Below are 20,456 nucleotides of genomic sequence, written 5' to 3'. Positions count from 1 at the left end.
AGGAAACGCTGTTATGAAAAAAACTATGGTTGCCGGTGCAGCCTTGATCTTCGTTGCCGTCTCTTCCAGCGCATTTGCTGCGCCGGAAGAAGCTGGTACCGCAGCTGGCGCGCAGGCGGGAGCAATCTCTGCTGGCACGTCGACCGCTGTGGGTATCGGTGCACTTGGCGCGCTGGTCGGGCTCGGCATTGCCGCTTCTGGCGGTGGTGACGGTGCAAATACCGGTACAACAACCACGACCACGACGAGCACCACTCGTTGATGGATGCCCGACCCCCGTCTGATTGCTGATCTGCAGCAAACGGGCAGAGGCTGAACCACTGACTTCGGTGAGTGAGGACGCTGAGCCACGTAACCTGTATTTCTGCAGCCGGAACGGGACGGGCAGAGCACCTTTAAACATAACCACACGCCTGTGTGGTTATTTTTTACTTTGGCATGACTTATCAGGGACACACAGTGCGCCAACTTCCTCTGCTGCTCGCTTGCCTGCTGCTGCAGGCCTGTACACAAACGCAAAAAGGTCTTGAACAGACTCTGCTGCTTGCGGTTAACGGTCCGGACGACGTGACCGTTACCGATCAACAGGTCAACAATCTTCCCTATGCCAGTCTCTATGCTCGCCTGAATGAAGGTCCGCGCATTTTTGTAGTGCTCGGCTACAACGAGAAAGGTCAGCAGAAATGGGTGACACAGGATCAGGCGATGCTGGTGACACAGCATGGCCGCCTGGTTAAAACCCTGGGCTTGCCGGATAACCTGCTGAGCGTCAGCAATCTGCAACAGGATCCGCTCGCTGACAGCCTGCATATCAGCAACGGTGCAGGCTGGACCCGCATCGTGCAGTGGACCGAACAGGGCAAGGTTCGCGGCGCGACTGTGCGTTCAACCTTCCAGCGCGGCACCGACGAAGTCCTGACCGTGGCGGGCAACCGCATTCCGTGCCGCGTCTGGCATGAGCAGGTGAGCATCGACAGCAGTAACCGCGAGTGGGAAAACACCTTCTGGATCGATAACAGCAGCGGCGATGTGGTGCAGGCCCATCAGATGCTGGCGGCAGACGCCTTCCCTGTAGATATCACTATTCTGAAGCCGGCGAAATCATGAAAAAAATCACTTTTTTGCTGGCCGGGCTGAGCCTGTTCAGCGCCGCAGAAGCGCAGGCAACTGCGCAGGTTATCGTTCATGCACCGCACAACGGCGGTCAGGCTGAGCTGAGCCAGGTCGCGGATCTCTCCCAGCTGGTGACTCTGCCTCCACTGCAGGTCAACACTGACTGGCGTGCGACCTTTATTGCCGAGCGCGGCGCCAGCGCAGTGGCACAGCAGCACTATCAACAGACGCTGGGCGCGTTACGTGCCTGGCGTGCCGACAGCAGCGGCGATCGGGCGGCGGCCATTGATGAAGTGATCCGCCAGCTGAGCGCCATCAAAGTAGCAGGTCGCCAGTTCACGTCGCTCGACCCGGACTGGATCCGTCTGCATCCGGCTGACAACCGTCGGCTGGAAGGCAGCTATGACCTCTATCTGCAGGCCCCCTCAGATTCTGTACTGCTGCTCGGCGCGCTGAGCGGCGCAGGCAAAGTGAGCTGGCAGCCGGGTAAATCAGTACGCGACTATCTGGATGGTCATGACGCACTCTCCGGGGCAGAACGCAATTTTGTCACCGTGATTGCACCTTCAGGCGCCACACAGCAGGTGCCGGTTGCCTACTGGAATCATCGCCACGCGGAAGTGGAGCCAGGCAGCATTATCTGGCTCGGCTTTTCGTCATGGAGCCTGCCAGGCAGCTATGAAGATCTTAATGAACGCATCCTTTCCGTACTGACTCACCGGATACCAGACTGATGAAAAAACGTTATCTCTTCAACCTGTTGGCTGTTTCCGTGGCGGCAGCCTGTCAGGCGCAGGCTGACACCTGGCCCGAGCCGGTGGGCCCTTCACAATCCGATTTCGGCGGCGTGGGTCTGATGCAGGTGCCGACGGCGCGCATGGCCAAAGAGGGCGAGTTCAGCCTCAACGCACGCGACAACGATCAGTACCGATACTACTCCGCGTCACTGCAGCTCTTTCCCTGGCTGGAGACCACGGTGCGGTATACCGACGTGCGTACCCGTCAGTACAGTGCGGTCTCAGAATTCAGCGGCACGCAGAGCTATAAAGATAAAGCCTTCGACCTGAAACTCCGTCTGTGGCAGGAGGGCTTCTGGCTGCCGGAAGTGGCGGTGGGCACCCGCGATCTGGGCGGTACCGGTCTGTTCGACAGCGAATACCTGGTGGCGACCAAAGCATGGGGACCGTTCGACTTTACCCTGGGGCTTGGCTGGGGCTATCTCGGCAACAGCGGCACCGTGAAGAACCCCTTCTGCTCATACAGCGACAGCTATTGCCAGCGTCCGCAGGTGGGCGAAGCGGGTTCAATCAACGGCTCGCAGATGTTCCACGGCCCGACGGCGCTGTTTGGCGGCGTGGAGTATCAGACGCCCTGGCAGCCGCTGCGCCTTAAAATGGAGTATGAGGGCAACGACTACCAGAATGACTTTGCTGGTCGCCTTGAGCAGCGCAGCAAGCTCAACGTCGGCGCGATTTATCGCGTGACCGACTGGGCTGACATCAACGCCAGCTACGAACGCGGTAACACCTTTATGTTTGGTGTCACCATTCGCACCAACTTCAACGATCTGCGTCAGGCGCACATCGACAGTGAGAAGCCTTCCTACAATCCGCAGCCGCAACCTAAGTTGCTGGAGCCGACGGTGGTGGGCACTCAGTTGACCGATCTGAAATACAATGCCGGTCTCGATGGTCCGCGTATTCAGACTCAGGGTCACACGATCTATGTGTCAGGCGAGCAGACGAAGTATCGCGATACCCGTGAAGGGGTAGATCGTGCGAACCGCATCATCATGAACCACCTGCCTGACGGTATCGACACCATCAATGTCACCGAGTCGCGCTTTAACATGCCACAGGTGACGACTGAGACGCAGGTCGCCAGCCTGCGTAACAATCTGGAAGGCTATCCGCTGGGCCATGAGCAGCCACTGCAACAGACCCGCAAAGAACCGGTCGATCCGGGTAGCACCGAGCAGGGTATGTTTATCCGTCAGGATCGCCTGAACTACAGCCTCTCTCCGGTACTGAATCAGTCGGTGGGCGGCCCGGAAAGCTTCTACATGTATCAGGTCGGCGTAATGGCTAACGCTGATTACTGGCTGACGGATCACCTGCTGGTGGGCGGTAGTCTGTTTGGTAACCTCGCCAACAACTACGACAAGTTCAACTACAACGGCGCACCGGCGGACTCTTCGCTGCCGCGCGTGCGTACCCATATCCGCGACTACGTTGAGAACAACGTCTACGTTAACGATCTGCAGGCGAACTATATGGGCCACCTCGGTAACGGCTTCTATGGTCAGGTTTACGGCGGGTACCTGGAGACGATGTATGGCGGCGTGGGCGGCGAGCTGCTCTATCGTCCGGTCGATGCGAACTGGGCGGTGGGCGTCGATGCCAACTATGTCCGTCAGCGTGACTGGGACAACATGATGCAGTTTAACCGCTATAAAGCCTCAACCGGCAACCTGACGGGTTACTGGCGTCCATGGTTCATGCAGGATGTACTGGTGAAAACCAGCGTCGGTCAGTATCTGGCGAAAGATAAAGGTGTGACGGTCGATGTGTCGAAGCGCTTCGACAGCGGCGTGATGGTGGGTGTCTATGCCACCAAAACCAACGTCTCGTCTGAAGAGTATGGCGAAGGCGACTTCACCAAAGGCTTCTATATTTCTATCCCAATGGATCTGTTCACCGTGACGCCAACGCGCGGTCGCGCGCAGGTGAACTGGGTGCCGCTGACGCGTGATGGCGGTCAGATGCTGGGTCGCAAGTACCAGCTGTATGATCTGACGTCCGATCGCGACGCGCGCTTTAACTAAGCAGATGGCGGCCTCAGGGCCGTTTCATGCGGTTAACAGAAAGCAGGCTCAGGGAGCATACGCCTGAAGCAAAGCATAGCAATGAGATCGCGCCTGCTCAGGGAACCCGGTCAGATCGGAAAGGCGCTAATGCCATCCCTGGCCGCTCGGCCCGCGCCGTCCCTGGCGCGGGACGCTTTCCTCCTCTGACCGGGTTCCCTGCGCGTTGAGTTTCTTCATTGCTGCCAGATTTAACCGGAGCTGGATTTGTCAGCAGTCTGAAGCGGCCCTCAGGCCGCTTTTTTATTTAGTCCGCGTCGTAGCCGAGATTCGGCGCCAGCCAGCGCTCAACTTCCGTTAACGACATCCCTTTGCGTACCGCATAATCTTCCACCTGGTCACGCTGGATCTGCGCTACGGCGAAATAGCGGCTGTCAGGATGGCTGAAGTACCAGCCAGAGACTGACGCGCCCGGCCACATGGCAAAGGATTCGGTGAGCTTCATGCCGGTCTGTTCTTCCACCGCCAGCAGACGCCAGATGGCGGCTTTCTCAGTGTGCTCCGGGCAGGCCGGATAGCCTGGCGCCGGACGTATCCCCTGATAATTTTCCCGAATCAGCTCTTCATTGCTGAGATTTTCGTTGGGCGCGAAGCCCCAGATCACCTTACGTACCCGCTCGTGCAGATATTCGGCAAAGGCTTCCGCCAGACGGTCAGCCAGCGCTTTCACCATGATCTTGTTGTAGTCGTCATGCTGACGATCGTACGCCTCCGCCAGCGCATCCTCTTCCAGCCCGCCGGTCACCGCGAAGGCACCGAGATAGTCCGCTTTGCCGCTCGATTTCGGGGCCACAAAATCCGCCAGACAGTAGTTGGCGAAGTCGGTTTTTTCGGTCTGCTGGCGTAAGTGATGACTCACACACAAAATCTCATCACGCCGCTCATCACTGTAGAGATGAATATCATCGCCGACACGGTTAGCCGGAAAAATACCGACCACGCCACGTGGCTTCAGCAGCGACTGCTGGCTTAATCTGTCGAGCATCGCATTGGCATCGGCAAACAGACGCTGCGCCTCTTCACCCACCACCTCATCCTCCATGATGCGGGGATATTTGCCCGCCAGCGACCAGGTCATAAAGAATGGCGTCCAGTCGATGTAGTTGCGCAGCGTTTCAATGCTGGCCTCCACCTGGCTGACCCCGGGACGATGCGGCACGGGTGGCGTGTAACTCTCCCAGTCAATTGAGGTGGCGTTATCGCGCGCCGCCTGCAGCGAGACCGGCGGCGTGCGCGGCTTTTTGCGTGCATGCTGAATGCGCACGGTCTCGTACTCTTTGCGGGTTCGGGCGACGAAATCCTCTTTTAAGGTAGCGGAAAGCAGCGACGACACCACGCCAACGGTACGTGAGGCGTTCTGCACGTAGACCGTCGGGCCGCTGTAATGCTGCTCAATTTTGACAGCGGTATGCGCCTTCGAGGTGGTCGCGCCGCCAATCAGCAGCGGTAAGGTAAAGCCCTGACGCTCCATCTCTTTCGCCATGTTGACCATCTCATCCAGCGACGGCGTAATCAGGCCTGATAAGCCGATGATGTCCGCATTCACTTCGCGCGCCGTTTTGAGAATTTTTTCACCCGGCACCATCACGCCAAGGTCAATGATTTCGTAGTTATTACACTGCAGCACCACGCCGACAATATTTTTCCCGATGTCGTGCACGTCGCCTTTGACCGTGGCCAGCACGATTTTACCGTTGCTGCGCCCCGCCTCTTTGCTGGCTTCGATAAAGGGTTCCAGATACGCCACCGCCTGCTTCATCACGCGCGCCGATTTCACCACCTGCGGCAGGAACATCTTGCCCTCACCGAACAGGTCACCGACCACGTTCATGCCGGACATCAGCGGGCCTTCAATCACCTCTATCGGCCGTGGTACCTGCTGGCGCGCCTCTTCGGTATCCTGCTCGATAAACTCGGTGATCCCCTTGACCAGCGAATACTCCAGCCGTTTCACCACGTCCCAGCTGCGCCATTCCGCGAGCTGTTTTTCCTGCGAGCCATCGCTTTTGCCGCCACGGTATTTCTCCGCCAGCGCCAGCAGCCGCTCGGTGCCATCATCCCGCCGGTTAAGAATCACATCCTCTACCGCCTCGCGCAGTTCTGCCGGCAAATCATCATAAATCGCCAGCTGGCCTGCGTTGACGATGCCCATATCCATGCCTTTACGGATGGCGTAATAGAGAAAGACGGCATGTATCGCTTCACGCACCGGATCGTTGCCACGGAATGAAAACGATACGTTGGAGACGCCGCCGGAGATCATCGCATGGGGCAGCTCGCGCTTGATATCTTCGCAGGCACCAATGAAATCCATGGCGTAGTTGTTGTGTTCGTCGATGCCGGTGGCGACCGCAAAGATGTTGGGGTCGAAGATTATATCTTCCGGCGGGAAGCCGACCTGTTCGGTGAGGATCCGGTAAGCACGGCGGCAGATCTCAATTTTTCGGGCGCGGGTATCCGCCTGACCCACTTCGTCAAACGCCATGACCACCATCGCCGCGCCGTAACGCCGGACCTGACGGGCATGATGGATAAAGGCCGCTTCACCCTCTTTCATCGAAATTGAGTTCACGATCCCTTTGCCCTGAATGCACTGCAACCCTTTCTCAATCACCTCCCATTTTGAGGAGTCGATCATGATCGGCACGCGGGCAATATCGGGTTCGCCAGCAATCAGATTCAGAAAGCGTACCATCGCCGCCTCGGCGTCGAGCATGCCTTCATCCATGTTGATATCGATGATCTGCGCGCCGCTCTGCACCTGCTGCAGCGCCACTTCCAGCGCTTCGTTATACTTCTCTTCTTTGATCAGCCGTTTAAATTTTGCCGAGCCGGTGACGTTGGTGCGCTCACCGACGTTAACAAACAGTGACTCTGCGGTGATGTTAAGCGGCTCCAGACCGGAGAGACGGCAGGCCACCGGGATCGTCGGCAACTGACGCGGTGCGACGCCTTCAACCGCCGCCACCATGGCAGCGATATGTTGCGGTGTGGTGCCACAGCAGCCGCCAATAATGTTCAGGAATCCGGCGGTGGCCCATTCACCAATCTGCTGCGCCATCAGTTCCGCATCCAGATCGTATTCGCCAAAGGCATTGGGCAGACCGGCGTTGGGATGGGCGGTCACGTAGCCTTCAGCGATGCGCGACAGTTCCGCCACATACTGACGAAGTTCGTCGGGTCCCAGTGCGCAGTTCAGGCCAAAAGAGAGCGGTTCGGCGTGACGCAGCGAGTTGTAAAAAGCTTCGGTGGTCTGGCCGGAGAGCGTTCGGCCGGAGGCGTCGGTGATAGTGCCGGAGATCATCAGCGGCAGCGCCACGCCAAGCGCTTCCATCTCGGTCTGCACCGCATAGATAGCCGCCTTGGCATTCAGCGTATCGAACACCGTTTCAATCATGATGATGTCGGAACCGCCCTCCACCAGCGCGCGGGTCGATTCGCGGTACGCCTCCACCAGCTGATTAAAAGTAACGTTACGGTAGGCAGGATCGTTGACGTCGGGTGAGATCGAGCAGGTGCGGTTGGTCGGGCCGAGCACACCCGCAACATAACGCGGACGATCCGGCGTTTTCGCCGTCCACGCATCGGCGCAGGCTCGCGCCAGGCGGGCCGCTTCAAAATTGATCTCCGCCGATAAACTTTCCATCTGGTAATCCACCATCGCAATCGACGTGGCGTTAAAGGTGTTGGTTTCGAGGATATCCGCACCCGCCGCCAGATAGGCGTCGTGGATCTCGCGGATCACCGCCGGTTTACTCAGCACCAGCAGATCGTTGTTGCCTTTGAGATCGCAAGGCCAGTCAGCAAAACGGCTGCCGCGATAATCCTCTTCTTCCAGCTTATAGCTCTGGATCATGGTGCCCATACCACCATCCAGCACCATAATGCGTTGTGCGAGCTGCTGTTTTAACGCGTCGATTTTATTGCTCACTGTTGCCCCATTCACGTCAGTCTGCTGGCGGAAAAGCCCGTTTTTCATTCTGGCACAAGCTGGTCAGGCGACAAAGTAACCTCGACTGAGAGATTTTCAGCTCACGGCTGTACAGGTCTGACCAGAAAACCAGCGTTTGCAATGCGTGTGATTAAAACGAAAATGATTTCCACAATGTAAAAGGAGAAACAATGATGGCAACCCCGGTTCCTGTTAAGCGCGGCAAGAAACCCCGTGGCACCCCTGTCGCCGCACCCGCGGGCGGTCAGGTGCAATCGCTGACCCGCGGCCTGACGCTGCTGGAGCTGATTGCTGACTCACATGGCAGCGTAGCGCTGACCGAGCTGGCTCAGCAGGCGGGTTTGCCTAACTCCACCACGCATCGCCTGCTCAGCACCATGCAGCAGCAGGGTTTTGTCCGGCAGGTGGGCGATCTCGGGCTGTGGACGATCGGCGCACACGCCTTCGTGGTCGGCAGCAGTTTCCTGCAGAGCCGTAACCTGCTGGCGCTGGTACACCCGGTGCTGCGTAGCCTGATGGAGCAGTCCGGTGAAACGGTGAATCTGGCGGTGCTGGATCTCAGCGATCACCAGGCGGTGATCATTGATCAGGTGCAGTGTACCCAGCTGATGCGAATGTCCGCGCCGATTGGCGGCAAGCTGCCGATGCATGCGTCTGGCGCAGGTAAAGCGTTTCTGGCCCACCTGGGCGATGAGCAGGTCACCGCCCTGCTCCATCAGAAAGGATTACATTACTACACGCCGAAAACCCTGATGTCGCCGCAGAGTCTGAAAGAGAATCTGGCGCTGGTGCGCAAAGCGGGCTTCTCGTTTGATGATGAAGAGCATGCGCTTGGACTACGCTGTGTCGCCGCGCCGATCTATGACGAACATGGCGAGGCGTTTGCCGCGCTCTCCATCTCCGGCCCCATCGCCCGCATGACAGACGATCGGATTACTGAATTAGGTGCACTGGTCATCCGCGAAGCGCGCCAGGTTACGCTGGCGTACAGCGGTCGTTAACTTTATCTGCGCCGTAGCAGACGCTGAAACGCTGCGTCTGCCGCCAGGCGATCACCTCTTCCACATGACCCTGGGCGATGCGCTGCTGCTGCGCGCGCCACCAGCGGGCGTCGAATATCTCCGGATGCAGTTGCAACAGCAATGCGCCGGTAGCGGCTTCACTGCATAACGCATAGCGGAAGGTTTCCGGGAAGACATCGTCCGGCCCGACGCTGTACCAGGGCTCGGCGCTGAGTTCATCCTCCTCATAGCGCGCCGCGGGCACATCCCGGAAGTGCAGCTCCTGCATCGGGCGAATCTCATCGTAATCGTAAAAAATCACCCGGCCATGGCGCGTGATGCCGAAGTTTTTAAACAGCATGTCTCCGGGAAAGATATTGGCCGCCGCCAGCTGTCGGATGGCATTGCCATACTCTTCAATCGCGTGACGCCGCTCTGCGGCATTCGCCTGGGCCAGGTAGAGATTAAGCGGCTGCATACGGCGCTCCAGCCACAGGTGACGAATAATCAGGCGATCGCCTTCGATATGCAGCTTCTCCGCCACGCAGGCGTGGAGTTCTGCCAGCAGCGCCGGTGAGATGCGCGACAGCGGCAGCGCAAACTGCTCGAACTCCTGCGTATCCGCCATACGTCCCACGCGATCGTGCTCTTTGACCTGCTGATAACAGGCGCGGACCTGCGCTTCCGTCACCTCTTTTTGCGGCGCGAAGCGATCCCTGATGACCTTGAACACCCAGTCAAAGCCCGGCAGCGTGAAGACCAGCATCACCATGCCGCGCACGCCGGGTGCGATCTCAAAGGCCGTCTCATTCTCTGCCAGCGCCTGAAGATACTCGCGATAGCTCTCGGTTTTACCGTGCTTCTGGCAGCCAATCGCCATATAGCGCTCCGCCAGGGTTTTGCCAGGCAGAATCGGTTGCAGCCAGGCGACCAGCGCCGCAGGCACCGGCGCATAAACCATGAAATAGGCGCGGGCAAAACCAAAGACAATGCTGGCGTCATTCACATCGGTCAGACAGGTGTCGATCCACAGTTCGCCCGTTTCACTGCGCTGGATCGGCAGCAGACAGGGCAAGATGCCTTCCGGCAGATGCAGCCGCGCCACCAGCCAGGCGGTTTTGTTACGATAGAAGAGTTCACTGTTAACCTCGAGCCAGCCCTGGTTCAGCCGGGGAAAATGCGACTGCAGGTGGCGGACAATCCAGCCGACGTCGCGAGCGCGCTGCTGCCACGGCAACGTCAGCGGTAAATCGCTCAACACCTGATCCACCAGTGCCAGCCAGCCCCGCTCCGGCTGATAACGGCGCGATAACGGGCGCAAAGGTGTGACCGGTGCGGTCAGGGATTGAGAGCTGAAGATAAACAGCCGGTCAGGCTGCAGATCGGCATGTCCATGTAACCGGCAGTAGACAGAATTAAAGAAGCTTTCGGCAATTTCATGCCGTGGATAGCCGGGCAGCAGGCTTTGATAGTGGTCCTTAACCCGCAGCCAGAACATCTCATCCCAGCTGGCCGCACCGTTCAGCACCCGCAGTTGATCGGCAACCAGGCTGACGTGATGGTCATAGAGATGAATACGGGCCTTCATGGCATGCTGCACCGCCTGCCATTCCGCCTGCTCAAACCGCTGCTGTGCGCCAGCAGTGATGTCGAGAAAGCGACCATACTGTGCATCAAAACCCTGCAGGATAGTGTGGGCGATCAATGATTCGCGTGGCGGCATAATCAGCTCCGGTAAACGCCCGCCCGCGGTTTGCGGACGGGGAATCAGTCAGAGGAAAAGGGTCAGAACTGATGCTCTTCGGTCGAACCGGTGAGCGCGGTGACCGAGGACTTACCGCCCTGAATGATATTGGTTACCTGATCAAAATAGCCGGTGCCCACCTCTTGCTGATGCGAAGAGAAGCTGTAACCGCGATCGCGGGCAGCGAACTCAGGCTGCTGAACCTTTTCAACATAGTGACGCATCCCTTCGCCCTGGGCGTAGGCGTGGGCCAGATCAAACATGTTGAACCACATGCTGTGGATGCCCGCCAGCGTGATGAACTGGAAGCGATAGCCCATGTCGCTGAGCGCCTGCTGAAACTTCGCGATGGTGCGATCGTCGAGGTTCTTCTTCCAGTTGAACGACGGTGAACAGTTGTAGGCCAGCAGCTTGCCGGGGAAACGCGCATGAATGGCGTCGGCAAAGCGCTGCGCCATCGCCAGATCCGGCGTTGAGGTTTCACACCACAGGATGTCAGCATAAGGTGCATAGGCCAGCCCGCGACTGATCGCCTGTTCAATGCCGGCGTGGGTGCGGAAGAAGCCTTCTGCCGTCCGGTCGCCCTGGATAAAGGGACGATCGTATTCATCGCAGTCTGAGGTAATCAGATCGGCGGCGTCGGCATCAGTTCGTGCCAGCAGCACGGTTGGCACGCCCATCACATCGGCAGCCAGCCGTGCCGCCACCAGTTTCTGAATGGCTTCCTGAGTCGGTACCAGAACTTTGCCGCCCATGTGACCGCATTTTTTTACCGCCGCCAGCTGATCTTCGAAGTGGACCGCCGCCGCGCCCGCCTGAATCATCGCCTTCATCAGCTCATACGCATTCAGCACGCCGCCAAAACCGGCTTCAGCATCGGCCACAATTGGCAGGAAGAAATCGGTGTGCCGGCTGTCCCCCGCTTCAATGCCGCTGGACCACTGAATCTGATCGGCGCGCTGAAAGGTCTGATTAATGCGCGTCACCACTTCCGGCACCGAGTTCACCGGGTAGAGCGACTGATCGGGATACATCTGGCCCGCCACGTTGGCATCCGCCGCTACCTGCCAGCCAGAAAGGTAGATCGCTTCGATGCCCGCTTTGGCCTGCTGCAGTGCCTGCCCGCCGCTCAGCGCACCCAGGCTATTGATATACCCTTTCTTTGCCTCGCCATTCAGCAACGCCCATAATTTTTCCGCACCGTGCTCTGCCAGCGTACAGGCGGGCAAGACCGAGCCGCGCAGATTGACGACCTCTGCTGCGCTGTAAGGGCGGGTAATGCCCTGCCAGCGAGTGGTCTGCCAGAGTTGTTCCAGTTGATCGATTTGTTGAGTACGTGTCATGGCAATAGCTCCTCTGTTCAGGGGATCAGGCGATAGCCTGGCAGGGTAAGAAAGGAAACCAGCTCGCGCTCGGTGGTGATCTGAGCCATCAACTGCGCTGCGTCGTCATAGCGACCGGCGCTGAAGTGGGCTTCGCCCAGCGCGTTTTGCAGCAGATGCAGCTCTTCGTTAAGCCAGCGCAGAAACAGTTCAGCTGTGACCTGCTGGCCGTTGTTCAGCATTTGCTGATGACGAATCCATTGCCAGATTGAGGTGCGTGCGATCTCAGCGGTGGCGGCATCCTCCATCAGTCCGTCAATCGGGACACAGCCGTTACCGCTGATCCACGCCTCAAGGTATTGCAGCGCAACACGGATGTTGGCGCGCATACCGGCTTCGGTGCGCTCACCCTGACAGGGCGCCAGCAACTGCTCCGCTGTGATCGGCGCATCCTCTTCCCGCATGACCTGCAGCTGGTTTGGCCGGTCGCCCAGCGCAGCGTTGAAGACCGCCATCGCGGTATCTGCCAGACCAGGATGAGCAATCCAGGTGCCGTCATGCCCGTTACCTGCCTCCCGCTGCTTATCTTCCGTCACGCGCTGCAGTACCCAGGCATTGCGCGTGGGATCTTTAGCGGGGATCAGCGCTGACATCCCGCCCATCGCAAAAGCCCCCCGCCGATGACAGGTTTTAATCAGCAGTCGCGAATAAGCGTCCAGAAACGGCTGAGACATGGTGACGGACTGGCGATCCGGCAGCACGCGATCCGCATGCTGTTTCAGGGTTTTGATATAGCTGAAGATGTAATCCCAGCGGCCACAGTTGAGGCCAACAATGTGATCGCGCAGATTCCACAGGATCTCATCCATCTGAAACACGGCGGGTAAGGTTTCGATCAGGACAGTGGCTTTGATCGTGCCACGCGGCAGATCAAACTGATCCTCGCTGAAACTGAAGATCTCACGCCACCAGGCGATCTCCTGCCAGCTCTCGGTTTTCGGCAGATAGAAATAAGGCCCGCTGCCTTTGGCCAGTAACGGCCGGACGTTGTGGAAGAAATAGAGCGCGAAATCAAACAGCCCGCCCGGAATTGCCTTCCCCTGCCAGCTGACATGTTTTTCTGACAGATGCAGACCGCGCACCCGGCACATCAGCACCGCAGGGGTAGCGCCGAGCTGATAAATTTTGCCCTTGTCGCTGGTATAACTCAGGGTGCCCTGTACTGCTTCGCGCAGTGTCAGCTGCCCTTCAATCAACTTCGACCACTCCGGAGACAGCGAATCCTCAAAGTCGGCCATAAAGACTTTAACGTTTGAGTTCAGGGCGTTAATCACCATTTTCCGATCGGGTGGGCCGGTGATCTCGACCCGACGATCTTCTAAATCTGCCGGAATAGATTGAATACACCATTCACTGGCCCTTATGGAAGCCGTTTCCATATCGAAGTCTGGCAGATAGCCCTGGTCATATTGCTGCTGACGCTGCTGGCGAGCCGATAACAGTACTTCGCGTTGCGGTGCAAAGCGTGCGACCAGCGTCTCTAAAAAAGAAACAGCCTCGGGCGTTAACAGTTGCTGTTCTGCATGGCTAAAGGGCTGGCTGAAAATCAGGGTATGGCTGATCACTGAGTCTGTCATGCTGGCGTTCTCCTGTATTCAAAGGATCGAAAGCAGCGGATCCACACGGTGTTTATTTTGTGAGCTACAGGATCAGAGCATAAGCATTTATTTTTTTAAATCAAAAACTATTTCCATTTTTAAATACAAATTAACCTATCCTGATGTTTTATCTGCAATAAAACTTTAATCCATTAAAGGAAACGCTTTCAGTTAACGTTTTAAAGGCGAAAAAAAACCGTGTTGCCATCGGCTAACACGGTTCAGTTGATCTTCAGACGGGACTATTCCAGGGTTGGGTTCATGTGACGCAGATCGAACGGCGTGATCTGGTAAACGTAGTAGTTGAGCCAGTTCGAGAACAGCAGATTGCCGTGACTGCGCCAGGTGGCGCGGGGTGGCAATACCGGATTATCCTGCGGGAAATAGTTATAAGGGACTTCCGGATTTACCCCCGCTTCATAATCGCGATGATACTCACCAGACAACGTCAGGGCATCATATTCCGGGTGACCGGTAACAAACACCAGACGTTTGTCTTTACTCGCCATCAGATAGGCACCGGTTTGTTCCGATTCAGCAAACAGCTCAAGATCGGTGTAATCCGTTATCAAATGAGTGGGAAAATCAGCATAGCGTGAGTGCGGTGCGAGGAAATTATCATCAAAACCGCGGGTCAGTAACGCATGGGGATGCAGTATCTGATGCTCATAGACGCCAGACAGTTTGTTATGCCGGGTTTGCTTGGGAATGCCATACAGAATGTTAAGCGCGGCCTGAACCGCCCAACAGACAAACAGGGTTGAGGTGACATGCTCATTTGCCCAGTGCAGAACGCGCTGAATCTGTGGCCAGTAAGCGACATCATTAAAATCAACCAGCCCGAGTGGTGCACCTGTCACGATTAAGCCATCGTAGTTATCATGCTGGATATCTTCAAAATTGCAGTAGAAGTTGTTGAGGTGCTCAGTGGGCGTATTGCGTGACTCGCGGCTGTCGATGCGCAGCAGCTGAATATCGATCTGTAAGGGCGAGTTGGAAAGCAGACGCAGAAACTGATTCTCCGTTTCGATCTTTTTCGGCATCAGATTCAGTATGAGCACTTTAAGCGGGCGGATCTCCTGAACACTGGCGCGCGACGATGTCATCACAAAGACATTTTCGTCACGCAAAAAATTCACTGCCGGTAATTCGTCGGGAACCCTGATTGGCATAACCTGCTCACCTCTTACAACCATATAAACGTTTAGACATCCAGATGCCTAACATTAGCCTGATCGTTGTAAGATGTCGAGGTTTGATGCAGAAAATGAAAATGTTTCAGCTTAACGTGGCAAAGTGCAGACGTAAAAAAGCCCCGCACTTCCGTGCGGGGCTTTTTTACTTATTTAATGCCTGGCAGTTCCCTACTCTCGCATGGGGAGACCCCACACTACCATCGGCGCTACGGCGTTTCACTTCTGAGTTCGGCATGGGGTCAGGTGGGACCACCGCGCTAAAGCCGCCAGGCAAATTCTTTGTGCTCTGTCCTGTGTCTTTTGTGCTGATGCTGCGTTGGCCGCCCTCGCGCTACTCCGTCACATACTTCAGTATGCTCCTTCGTATCGCCCGGTTGCCGCCTTGCCTCAGCGCAAAATCCTTCGGACTTCAGTCCGCAGGACACAACTGTATCCGGTTAACAAGCTGAAAATCTGTCTCTCAAAAACGCCTCTGGCGTTGTAAGGTTAAGCCTCACGGGTCATTAGTACCGGTTAGCTCAACGCATCGCTGCGCTTACACACCCGGCCTATCAACGTCGTAGTCTTCAACGTCCCTTCAGGACTCTCAAGGAGTCAGGGAGAACTCATCTCGGGGCAAGTTTCGTGCTTAGATGCTTTCAGCACTTATCTTTTCCGCACTTAGCTACCGGGCAATGCCATTGGCATGACAACCCGAACACCAGTGGTGCGTTCACTCCGGTCCTCTCGTACTAGGAGCAACCCCCCTCAATTCTCCAGCGCCCACGGCAGATAGGGACCGAACTGTCTCACGACGTTCTAAACCCAGCTCGCGTACCACTTTAAACGGCGAACAGCCGTACCCTTGGGACCTACTTCAGCCCCAGGATGTGATGAGCCGACATCGAGGTGCCAAACACCGCCGTCGATATGAACTCTTGGGCGGTATCAGCCTGTTATCCCCGGAGTACCTTTTATCCGTTGAGCGATGGCCCTTCCATTCAGAACCACCGGATCACTATGACCTGCTTTCGCACCTGCTCGAGCCGTCACTCTCGCAGTCAAGCCAGCTTATGCCATTGCACTAACCTCACGATGTCCGACCGTGATTAGCTGACCTTCGTGCTCCTCCGTTACTCTTTAGGAGGAGACCGCCCCAGTCAAACTACCCACCAGACACTGTCCGCAGCCCGGATCACGGGCCTACGTTAGAACATCAAACATTAAAGGGTGGTATTTCAAGGTTGGCTCCACGCAGACTGGCGTCCGCGCTTCAAAGCCTCCCACCTATCCTACACATCAAGGCTCAATGTTCAGTGTCAAGCTGTAGTAAAGGTTCACGGGGTCTTTCCGTCTTGCCGCGGGTACACTGCATCTTCACAGCGAGTTCAATTTCACTGAGTCTCGGGTGGAGACAGCCTGGCCATCATTACGCCATTCGTGCAGGTCGGAACTTACCCGACAAGGAATTTCGCTACCTTAGGACCGTTATAGTTACGGCCGCCGTTTACCGGGGCTTCGATCAAGAGCTTCTCCTTACGGATAACCCCATCAATTAACCTTCCGGCACCGGGCAGGCGTCACACCGTATACGTCCACTTTCGTGTTTGCACAGTGCTGTGTTTTTAATAAACAGTTGCAGCCAGCTGGTATCTTCGACTGGCTTCGGCTCGGGGAGCAGGTCCCTCCACCTACGCGCCAGCGTGCCTTCTCCCGAAGTTACGGCACCATTTTGCCTAGTTCCTTCACCCGAGTTCTCTCAAGCGCCTTGGTATTCTCTACCTGACCACCTGTGTCGGTTTGGGGTACGATTCTGTGTTACCTGATGCTTAGAGGCTTTTCCTGGAAGCTGGGCATTTATCACTTCAGCACCGTAGTGCCTCGTCGTCACGCCTCAGCGTTAATAAGGGACCGGATTTACCTGGACCCTCCGCCTACACGCTTAAACCGGGACAACCGTCGCCCGGCCGATATAGCCTTCTCCGTCCCCCCTTCGCAGTAACACCGAGTACAGGAATATTAACCTGTTTCCCATCGACTACGCCTTTCGGCCTCGCCTTAGGGGTCGACTCACCCTGCTCCGATTAACGTTGAACAGGAACCCTTGGTCTTCCGGCGAGCGGGCTTTTCACCCGCTTTATCGTTACTTATGTCAGCATTCGCACTTCTGATACCTCCAGCATGCCTCACAGCACACCTTCGACGGCTTACAGAACGCTCCCCTACCCAACAACGCCTAAGCGTCGCTGCCGCAGCTTCGGTGCATGGTTTAGCCCCGTTACATCTTCCGCGCAGGCCGACTCGACCAGTGAGCTATTACGCTTTCTTTAAATGATGGCTGCTTCTAAGCCAACATCCTGGCTGTCTGTGCCTTCCCACATCGTTTCCCACTTAACCATGACTTTGGGACCTTAGCTGGCGGTCTGGGTTGTTTCCCTCTTCACGACGGACGTTAGCACCCGCCGTGTGTCTCCCGTGATAACATTCTTCGGTATTCGCAGTTTGCATCGGGTTGGTAAGCCGGGATGGCCCCCTAGCCGAAACAGTGCTCTACCCCCGAAGATGAGTTCACGAGGCGCTACCTAAATAGCTTTCGGGGAGAACCAGCTATCTCCCGGTTTGATTGGCCTTTCACCCCCAGCCACAGGTCATCCGCTAATTTTTCAACATTAGTCGGTTCGGTCCTCCAGTTAGTGTTACCCAACCTTCAACCTGCCCATGGCTAGATCACCGGGTTTCGGGTCTATACCCTGCAACTTAACGCCCAGTTAAGACTCGGTTTCCCTGCGGCTCCCCTATACGGTTAACCTTGCTACAGAATATAAGTCGCTGACCCATTATACAAAAGGTACGCAGTCACCCCCATAAAGAAGGCTCCCACTGCTTGTACGTACACGGTTTCAGGTTCTGTTTCACTCCCCTCGCCGGGGTTCTTTTCGCCTTTCCCTCACGGTACTGGTTCACTATCGGTCAGTCAGGAGTATTTAGCCTTGGAGGATGGTCCCCCCATATTCAGACAGGATACCACGTGTCCCGCCTTACTCATCGAGCTCACAGCTTGTGTGTTTTTGTGTACGGGAGTATCACCCTGTACCCTGCGACTTTCCAGACGCTTCCACTAACACACAAGCTGATTCAGGCTCTGGGCTGCTCCCCGTTCGCTCGCCGCTACTGGGGGAATCTCGGTTGATTTCTTTTCCTCGGGGTACTTAGATGTTTCAGTTCCCCCGGTTCGCCTTGCAGCACTATGTATTCATGCTGCAATGATGCACAGAGTGCACCGGGTTTCCCCATTCGGACATCGACGGCTGTAGCGGTTCATATCACCTTACCGTCGCTTTACGCAGATTAGCACGTCCTTCATCGCCTCTGACTGCCTGGGCATCCACCGTGTACGCTTAGTCGCTTAACCTCACAACCCACAGGCGTTTTTCAACGCTGCGAATTGCAAGCATTTGAGAGACTCGAACGCATCGCCAAGTCATTCCTTATTACGGAGGAATGACGCGCTGCGTCGTTTCAATTTTCAGCTTGTTCCGGATTGTTAAAGAGCAATATCTTAAACATGACTCGTAAGTCATCTTTAAGATATGTGGGTAACATCTTTCACCTGTCACCAAGCTTTGGCGTCCCCTAGGGGATTCGAACCCCTGTTACCGCCGTGAAAGGGCGGTGTCCTGGGCCTCTAGACGAAGGGGACAATTAAGTCTGTCTTCGAAAGACACTTTGCTCGTTATTTTCTATCAGACAATCTGTGTGGACACTGCGCGGGAAGGTATCTTCAGGTAAGGAGGTGATCCAACCGCAGGTTCCCCTACGGTTACCTTGTTACGACTTCACCCCAGTCATGAATCACAAAGTGGTAAGCGCCCTCCCGAAGGTTAAGCTACCTACTTCTTTTGCAACCCACTCCCATGGTGTGACGGGCGGTGTGTACAAGGCCCGGGAACGTATTCACCGTGGCATTCTGATCCACGATTACTAGCGATTCCGACTTCACGGAGTCGAGTTGCAGACTCCGATCCGGACTACGACGCACTTTGTGAGGTCCGCTTGCTCTCGCGAGGTCGCTTCTCTTTGTATGCGCCATTGTAGCACGTGTGTAGCCCTACTCGTAAGGGCCATGATGACTTGACGTCATCCCCACCTTCCTCCGGTTTATCACCGGCAGTCTCCTTTGAGTTCCCGACCGAATCGCTGGCAACAAAGGATAAGGGTTGCGCTCGTTGCGGGACTTAACCCAACATTTCACAACACGAGCTGACGACAGCCATGCAGCACCTGTCTCACGGTTCCCGAAGGCACTAAGGCATCTCTGCCAAATTCCGTGGATGTCAAGAGTAGGTAAGGTTCTTCGCGTTGCATCGAATTAAACCACATGCTCCACCGCTTGTGCGGGCCCCCGTCAATTCATTTGAGTTTTAACCTTGCGGCCGTACTCCCCAGGCGGTCGACTTAACGCGTTAGCTCCGGAAGCCACTCCTCAAGGGAACAACCTCCAAGTCGACATCGTTTACGGCGTGGACTACCAGGGTATCTAATCCTGTTTGCTCCCCACGCTTTCGCACCTGAGCGTCAGTCTTTGTCCAGGGGGCCGCCTTCGCCACCGGTATTCCTCCAGATCTCTACGCATTTCACCGCTACACCTGGAATTCTACCCCCCTCTACAAGACTCAAGCCTGCCAGTTTCAAATGCAGTTCCCAGGTTAAGCCCGGGGATTTCACATCTGACTTAACAGACCGCCTGCGTGCGCTTTACGCCCAGTAATTCCGATTAACGCTTGCACCCTCCGTATTACCGCGGCTGCTGGCACGGAGTTAGCCGGTGCTTCTTCTGCGGGTAACGTCAATCGACAGGGTTATTAACCCCGTCGCCTTCCTCCCCGCTGAAAGTACTTTACAACCCGAAGGCCTTCTTCATACACGCGGCATGGCTGCATCAGGCTTGCGCCCATTGTGCAATATTCCCCACTGCTGCCTCCCGTAGGAGTCTGGACCGTGTCTCAGTTCCAGTGTGGCTGGTCATCCTCTCAGACCAGCTAGGGATCGTCGCCTAGGTGGGCCATTACCCCGCCTACTAGCTAATCCCATCTGGGTTCATCCGATAGTGAGAGGCCCGAAGGTCCCCCTCTTTGGTCTTGCGACGTTATGCGGTATTAGCCACCGTTTCCAGTGGTTATCCCCCTCTATCGGGCAGATCCCCAGACATTACTCACCCGTCCGCCACTCGTCACCCGAGAGCAAGCTCTCTGTGCTACCGTCCGACTTGCATGTGTTAGGCCTGCCGCCAGCGTTCAATCTGAGCCATGATCAAACTCTTCAATTTAAGTTTGATTTGCTTAAACAAGTTAAGCGGTGCTCATCTGTAAAACGTCATAATGAATTTCATTATGTGTTCACTCGTGAGGCTTGATATTTTTTTACGTCCGGAGACGCTGATATCAATCCTGCGAGTGCCCACACAGATTGTCTGATAAATTGTTAAAGAGCAGTGCGAACAGTGCGTTAGCGTCCTGTCGCGAGGTGGCGTATATTACGCTTTCCTCCTGCAGAGTCAACCTCTTTCTCAGAAGTTTTTCTCCGGCGGCGCAGTCTCCTGTGCCTCTCAACCCGTTTTCCGTTGCCGGT

At 56.2% G+C, this 20,456-nt stretch carries 10 protein-coding genes, 1 tRNA gene and 3 rRNA genes; 5 read left to right on the top strand and 9 right to left on the bottom strand.

Annotation, left to right across the window (positions count from 1 at the left end; all coding sequences use genetic code 11):
- Window positions 1-13 precede the first annotated feature (13 nt).
- The 4 genes from yjbE to ACMGGP_RS00055 all read left to right on the top strand — a co-directional run bounded on the left by yjbE (window position 14) and on the right by ACMGGP_RS00055 (window position 3,937).
- Window positions 14-262: an exopolysaccharide production protein YjbE gene (yjbE, locus tag ACMGGP_RS00070; RefSeq protein ID WP_010252668.1), complete on the top strand. Its 249-nt coding sequence runs from the start codon at window positions 14-16 to the stop codon at window positions 260-262.
- Window positions 263-459: 197 nt separating this feature from the next.
- Window positions 460-1,107 (top strand): YjbF family lipoprotein, encoded by a 648-nt coding sequence (locus ACMGGP_RS00065; protein ID WP_010672200.1) that lies wholly within the window; start codon window positions 460-462, stop codon window positions 1,105-1,107.
- On the top strand, window positions 1,104-1,847 hold the full coding sequence (locus tag ACMGGP_RS00060; RefSeq protein ID WP_010252675.1) for a capsule biosynthesis GfcC family protein: 744 nt from the start codon (window positions 1,104-1,106) through the stop codon (window positions 1,845-1,847). The genes ACMGGP_RS00065 and ACMGGP_RS00060 overlap by 4 nt, the downstream gene beginning before the upstream one ends.
- Window positions 1,847-3,937 (top strand): YjbH domain-containing protein, encoded by a 2,091-nt coding sequence (locus tag ACMGGP_RS00055; RefSeq protein WP_498798019.1) that lies wholly within the window; start codon window positions 1,847-1,849, stop codon window positions 3,935-3,937. Before ACMGGP_RS00060 ends, ACMGGP_RS00055 begins: the two co-directional genes overlap by 1 nt.
- Window positions 3,938-4,223: 286 nt before the next feature.
- Here the strand turns inward: ACMGGP_RS00055 and metH are convergent, their stop codons facing one another.
- Window positions 4,224-7,955 carry a methionine synthase gene (gene metH / locus ACMGGP_RS00050; RefSeq protein WP_498798018.1) on the bottom strand — a complete coding sequence of 1,244 codons (3,732 nt, stop codon included), beginning with the start codon at window positions 7,953-7,955 and terminating at the stop codon, window positions 4,224-4,226.
- A 143-nt stretch (window positions 7,956-8,098) separates the two neighbouring features.
- Here metH and iclR point away from each other — a divergent pair, with 143 nt between their 5' ends.
- Window positions 8,099-8,929 carry a glyoxylate bypass operon transcriptional repressor IclR gene (gene iclR, locus ACMGGP_RS00045; RefSeq protein WP_022625201.1) on the top strand — a complete coding sequence of 277 codons (831 nt, stop codon included), beginning with the start codon at window positions 8,099-8,101 and terminating at the stop codon, window positions 8,927-8,929.
- Here iclR and aceK read toward each other — a convergent pair.
- From aceK to ACMGGP_RS00005, 8 genes are all read right to left on the bottom strand, one after another.
- Window positions 8,904-10,652 (bottom strand): bifunctional isocitrate dehydrogenase kinase/phosphatase, encoded by a 1,749-nt coding sequence (gene aceK, locus ACMGGP_RS00040; RefSeq protein WP_010252686.1) that lies wholly within the window; start codon window positions 10,650-10,652, stop codon window positions 8,904-8,906. The two genes, iclR and aceK, sit on opposite strands and share 26 nt — an antisense overlap.
- A gap of 62 nt (window positions 10,653-10,714) precedes the next feature.
- Window positions 10,715-12,016 (bottom strand): isocitrate lyase, encoded by a 1,302-nt coding sequence (gene aceA, locus ACMGGP_RS00035; protein WP_346463171.1) that lies wholly within the window; start codon window positions 12,014-12,016, stop codon window positions 10,715-10,717.
- Window positions 12,017-12,033: 17 nt separating this feature from the next.
- Window positions 12,034-13,632, bottom strand: coding sequence for a malate synthase A (gene aceB, locus ACMGGP_RS00030; protein WP_346445767.1), 1,599 nt, complete (start codon window positions 13,630-13,632; stop codon window positions 12,034-12,036).
- 263 nt (window positions 13,633-13,895) lie between these two features.
- Window positions 13,896-14,825 (bottom strand): homoserine O-acetyltransferase MetA, encoded by a 930-nt coding sequence (metA, locus tag ACMGGP_RS00025; protein WP_010252696.1) that lies wholly within the window; start codon window positions 14,823-14,825, stop codon window positions 13,896-13,898.
- A gap of 179 nt (window positions 14,826-15,004) precedes the next feature.
- Window positions 15,005-15,120: ribosomal RNA gene (gene rrf, locus ACMGGP_RS00020) — 5S ribosomal RNA — on the bottom strand.
- Between the two features lie 211 nt (window positions 15,121-15,331).
- Window positions 15,332-18,240 (bottom strand): 23S ribosomal RNA (locus ACMGGP_RS00015).
- Window positions 18,241-18,452: 212 nt separating this feature from the next.
- Window positions 18,453-18,528: transfer RNA gene (locus tag ACMGGP_RS00010), tRNA-Glu, on the bottom strand.
- Window positions 18,529-18,614: 86 nt separating this feature from the next.
- Window positions 18,615-20,154 (bottom strand): 16S ribosomal RNA (locus ACMGGP_RS00005).
- Together the 16S, 23S and 5S rRNA genes with 1 tRNA gene alongside form the textbook arrangement of a ribosomal RNA operon.
- Between the last annotated feature and the right edge of the window lie 302 nt (window positions 20,155-20,456).

The organism is Curtobacterium sp. BNK-1, assembly GCF_048685235.1.
In the GTDB taxonomy this organism is placed as follows: Bacteria; Pseudomonadota; Gammaproteobacteria; order Enterobacterales; family Enterobacteriaceae; genus Pantoea; species Pantoea agglomerans.
Note: the sequence above shows the minus strand (reverse complement) of the source record. Positions and strands in the feature narration are given on the sequence as shown.